General features: G+C 50.3%; 4 protein-coding genes. All 4 read right to left on the bottom strand.

Going from position 1 to position 5,104, the window contains the following annotated elements:
* Positions 1-493: 493 nt before the first annotated feature.
* Complete coding sequence (locus HPC37_RS10560) at positions 494-1,243, bottom strand: OmpA family protein (RefSeq protein WP_208123072.1); 750 nt, start codon at positions 1,241-1,243, stop codon at positions 494-496.
* A gap of 55 nt (positions 1,244-1,298) precedes the next feature.
* On the bottom strand, positions 1,299-2,222 hold the full coding sequence (locus tag HPC37_RS10565) for a YadA-like family protein (protein ID WP_208123073.1): 924 nt from the start codon (positions 2,220-2,222) through the stop codon (positions 1,299-1,301).
* Positions 2,219-4,513 carry a hypothetical protein gene (locus tag HPC37_RS10570; RefSeq protein WP_208123074.1) on the bottom strand — a complete coding sequence of 765 codons (2,295 nt, stop codon included), beginning with the start codon at positions 4,511-4,513 and terminating at the stop codon, positions 2,219-2,221. The genes HPC37_RS10565 and HPC37_RS10570 overlap by 4 nt, the downstream gene beginning before the upstream one ends.
* Positions 4,514-5,023: 510 nt before the next feature.
* A complete protein-coding gene (locus HPC37_RS11325) occupies positions 5,024-5,083 on the bottom strand; it encodes a hypothetical protein (RefSeq protein ID WP_427915971.1) in 60 nt (19 codons plus the stop codon).
* Between the last annotated feature and the right edge of the window lie 21 nt (positions 5,084-5,104).

Consider the following 5,104-nt stretch of genomic DNA (forward strand, 5'->3'; position numbering starts at 1 on the left):
AATAAGCTTCCCTGCTTATTAAGAACCAATCCGTGGGGGTGGAACCAACACCCCCATTGGCTTCAACTATAAAACACAACTCACCAAAAATCAACACCCACCGCACTTTTAAACCGCCTCAAAACCGCACTTTACATATTCAAAATTAAAAATTTCGCTATGCGATCGCCCCCGGAATAAGATGCTGAGCGTGTGCCTAAAGTGCTAGGCGAGTGAGGGTTTGATCCCGAGCGAGCCGTAGCAATTTGGCACTAAGCGAATATCTTATGGACAGGGGCAAAATGTCGTTTCTTTGCTTCCTTTCTTTGGACAAGCAAAGAAAGGAAGTCGCCAACGGCGAAAAACGATAGCGATGACGGAGTCATGAGAGAGAAAAAGGAAAGGAAAAAATGAGATGACGGAGTTGCAAACGTGCGCGCGGAGCGCTAGCTCAAAATGACGCGCAATAAAAAACCGCACTTTAAAGTGCGGTTTTGCGTGAATTAAATATCCCTTACTGCTTCGCAGAAATCACCACACGGCGATTTGGGCGTAGGCAGTCTTTTAGGGCTTGGCCTGATTCACCATCACATGCCACCACCTGGTCGGCTTTACCAAAACCATGGGTTGAAATATTCTGTGCTGGGAAGCCGAGGTTGGCCATATAGGCTTTAACCGCATCGGCGCGGCGTTGAGAGAGCTTCACGTTATAGCTGTCTGAACCTAAGCGATCGGTGTAACCGTCCACGGTCACCGCCGTGATATTTTGTGATTTCAAACCTTCTACAACGGTTTCGATCACTTTTTTGCCTTTCGGTGTCAACTTGGCCGAATCGAAATCGAACAAGAAGTCGCCGTTCAATTCGTATTGATTGTTACAGCCATTTGGATGCCAGAAGAACGATTGCGCGTTCATGTCAGTATCAAACAACACTTTGAACTGGCAGATTTTGTGTACGCCGTTTTGGCGGTAGTTAAACACATAATCCCACTCGCGCACGCCGAATAAGCCTTCTTGGTAGTGCGGACGGCCGATCAAATAGTACAATTGATCTTTATTCATGCCCGCTTCAATTTGGCGCACGTTGTCCCAGTTTGGCCAGGTGCCGTATTGAGAGCCTGAGAAGTTGATGCTGGCATCTTCCACTTTCGGCCATTTAGGCTCGTCAGTGGTGCCGTTCTTTTTCACATCGCTTAAGTTGCCGCACGCGGCCACAACACTGGCGGCCAACAATGGCAATGCCCATTTTGCTAATTTTTTCATGTTTAATCCTTTTATCAAAACTGACCGCACTTTGTGCAAAGTGCGGTCAAGGTTATTACCATTGATAGCCTACACCAACACCGGCGTTTGTGCCACCTTTAGAGTCGGTTGAGCCGCTCAATTTGATGATCACGTGCCCACTGTCAGAGATGCGGGAAACACCCACAGCCACAGCGTTGGCGCCACGGTGTGTGCCGGCTGCCACAGCCACCATTGAGTGGCCTGGAATGTAGGCTTGCGGCAAGTTGGCCATGGCGGTTGAGCCTGCGATACCACCGCGTGCTTTGCGGTCAACATCGCCGATGCGGTTGCCCACAGCGTTGAGTTGGTTCACGTTCACAGCATCTGTGCCTTTCACACCCGGTGCCACATTGGTGATGCGGTTGCCACCGTTGTCCAGCCCGTTGGCAGTCAAGCTCACATTGCTTGGTTTGCCTGCGGCGTTGGTGCCGGTGATGTTCACGCCATTGCCAGTCACCTTGGTGGTGTTGCCTGCTTGATCTTTGAGCTCAACACTGTTGAGGCCTTTGAGATCTTTGGCGAGGTCCACTTTCACTTTGGTGCCTTTGGCGCCGTCGACTTTGCTCACCACGGTGTTGTTGCCGTTGACAAAGTCAACTGTATCGCCGTTGCTGATTTTCTTCGCGTCTTCGCCATTGGTGGCCACGTTGAACCCGCCAGCACCTGCGCTGGTTTTCACTTCTTCAAGTTGCTCAACGTTCACCGCATCAGTTTTATCTGTACCACGGCCCACATTGGTGATGCGGTTGCCGCCGTTGTCTAGGCCGTTGGCGTTAAGTTTGACCGTTTTGTCTTCGCCGGCATCATTTTTGCCAACAATCACAATGCCACCGTTTTCAACTTTCAAGGTTTGGCCATCTTTTTCGAAGGTTGCGCCTTCCAAGTCTTGCAGCATTTTCGCCATCTTAACAATCAACGCACCTTCTGTGCTGTCAACACGGATATTTTTATCAGTCACAGCTGCATCTTTATCAGCGTTGCCTTTAATATCCAATTGTTGGTTAAGTTTTTGTTAATCACATCACCTGTGTCGCCAGCAAAGCTCATGCCATCATCCATGGTAGCCACTTGTTTAGGTTGGCCAACTGGGTTGCCGTCTTTGTCTTTAGGCTGATAAGTGAGGCGAGTGCCGTCTTTGCCATCTTTGCCGTCGTCACCTTTACCGCCCAAGAAGGCATCGCCTTTGCTGGTGGTGATGTCGGCATTGGCGCCGTCTTTACCTGCTAGGCCGATTGAGCCATCTTTGCCGTTGAGGGCAACGCCTGGTGCGCCGTCTTTGCCGGCAACGCCATCTTTACCGCCCACAACCACTGAGCCGCCGCCTTTGCCATTGATGGCCACAGCTGGTTTACCGTCTGCGCCATTCACGCCGATTGAGCCGTCTTTGCCGTCTTTACCGCCAACAGACAAATCATTACCCAAGCCGATGTTGAGGCCGTTTGAACCTTCGTTTGCAGTCACAGTGATACCATCTTGGCCGTTCACTTTGAGTGTGTCGCCCAATGGTTTTTTCACTGCGTTGCCGTTGTCGTCGGTTAAGCCGAAGCCTTTGTTGGTCAAGGCATCTGCGGTGTTGCTCAAGTCGCTCACATTCACTGCGCTGTTTTTCGCAACAGGATCTTTGGCAGCGTTGGCCAATTTTTCAGCAAAATCTTTGCCGTCTTGACCGTCTTTGCCGTCGATGGCTGAAGCCACGTTAGACAATTGCGTTGGCGTAGTGGTGTTGTCGCCGTTGTTCATTGACGCAATCACATCTTTCGGATCAACTTTGTTTTTCTCTTTTTCCGCATCAGTTGGGTTCATCACAGTGTTAAACGAACCATCGGCTTGTTTGTACACTTTGTTGCCTTTTTTGTCGGTGTAAACCACTGGCAATTGCGCGTTGTTGGTTACGCCTTGTGCATTGATGCTCAAGTCGTAGTTGTCAGCGCCTGTGTCTTTGTCTGTTGATTTCACCACTTTCACGGTTGAATCGTTAGACGATACAGTGGTTTTGGCTGCCGCAGCGGCTTTTTTCACATCGCCAATATTGGCAGCGTTTTTGGCGTTTTTCTCATCATTGATATCGCCACCGCTGGCCACGTTGGTGATTTGATTGCCACCGTTGTTAAGGCCGTCTGAACCGATTGACACAGTTTTGCTTGGATCAGCAGGTTTTCCTGTTTTCGGATCCACTGGGCCGAAGGTCACGCTGTTTACATCAGTGATGTCTTTGGCCAATTTCACCACCAAGTTGCCATCTTCTACGTCTACACGGGTATTGGCTGCAGTGGCGTCTTTGTCATTGGCCAAGTTGCCTTTGATGGTCACGGTTTCGTTGAGTTTTTTGTCAACTGAACCTTGGTTACCCGCAAATGTTAAACCGTCGTTCAAAGTGGCCACTTCTTCTTGGCTGCCGTCTGGTTTGGTGTAAACCACGCGAGTTTTGCTTGCGCCGTCTTTACCGTCGTTGCCGTCTAGGCCTTTGGCACCGTCTTTCACGCTGATAGAAGCAGAAGCACCATCTTTGCCGTCGGCACCTTTCGCGCCAGTAAGGCCGATTGAACCGTCTTTGCCGTTCAATACCGCACTTGCACCATCTTTGCCAGTGGCACCGATTGAGCCATCAACGCCATCTTTGCCGTCTTTGCCCACGGTGATGTTGTCAGCCAAGTCGACTTTTACATCCACGCCAGAACCATCTTTTTTCGGTTCAGTGGTCACTTTGGTGTTGTTGCCATCAGTGAAGTTTACTTTGTTGCCTTCGGTGATGGTGGTTGCATCGCCATCATTCGCCGTAACATCAAAGCCGCTCATGCCACCTTCTGGGGCTTTCACATCGATTGTGATGGTGCGAACGCCATCTTTGGTTTCGCCTGACACTTTCGCAGCGCCAGTGCCCACAAAGTTCACTTGGTTGGCATTTTTCACTTGATCAGTGTAGTCGCTGCCTGGTGCGCCTACAATCCAGCCCATGTTGCGCAAATCGCCCACGGTTGCGGCTGTGTTGTCTTTCACATCAGGGTTTTCCAAGTTAACCAAACCATTTTTCGGTGCATCAGGGTAGGTGTTCAGGCCATTGTTGATGTTGGTAATCGGTTTGTTGCCAGCATTGATGCCGTCTTTGCCGATTGACACAGTTTTGCTTGGATCAGCAGGTTTGCCTGTTTCAGGATCCACTGGGCCGAAGGTTACGCTGTCTAAATCTTTCAAGTCTTTAGCCAGTTTCAACACCAATTCTGCATCATCGCCAGTTTGGTTGGCTACCACACCGATATTGCCGTCTGAAAGTTTGCCTTCATCTTTGGCATTGCCTTTGATGTTGGTACTTATTCAGCTTGATGGCTGCGCCTTTGCCGAAGTCGCCAGCGTATTTGATGCCATCGTTGAGGGTGGCCACTTCTTCACCGTTCACTTCAAGGCGAGGTTTGGTGTTTTTACCATCTTTGCCTTTGCCGTCAACGCCTGGTTGGCCGTCTTCTTTCACGGTGAGGCTCACGCCATCTTTGCCGTCTTTGCCAGCGATACCAATGCCAGGTTTGCCGTCGCCTGCATCACCTTTGATGCTCACGCCGTCTTTGCCGTCTTTACTGGCTACGCCGATCGAGCCTGCTTCGCCAGGTTGGCCATCTTTGGCTGGTTTGCCAATGGTGATGTCGTTGGCCAAGCCGATTTCAAGCGCTTTGTCGTCTGGTTTGGCGGTAACGTTTACGCCATCCACACCTTTGAGCTGAATTTGTTTGCCCAAATCTTGGGTCACTTTTTCGCCGTTGGTGTCGGTCAAACCAAAGCCGCCGTTGTCACCCGCATTTTCAGCTCGTTCAATTGAGATACATTCACTGCATCGGTATCCGCTTTGCC

The sequence above is a fragment of the Spirabiliibacterium mucosae genome (genome assembly GCF_014884965.1).
Classification (GTDB): Bacteria; Pseudomonadota; Gammaproteobacteria; order Enterobacterales; family Pasteurellaceae; genus Spirabiliibacterium; species Spirabiliibacterium mucosae.

What these genes read in the sequence shown, in the direction of transcription:
- HPC37_RS10560 (WP_208123072.1), bottom strand. Translation starts at nt 1,243, where the DNA reads ATGAAAAAATTAGCAAAATGGGCATTGCCATTGTTGGCCGCCAGTGTT.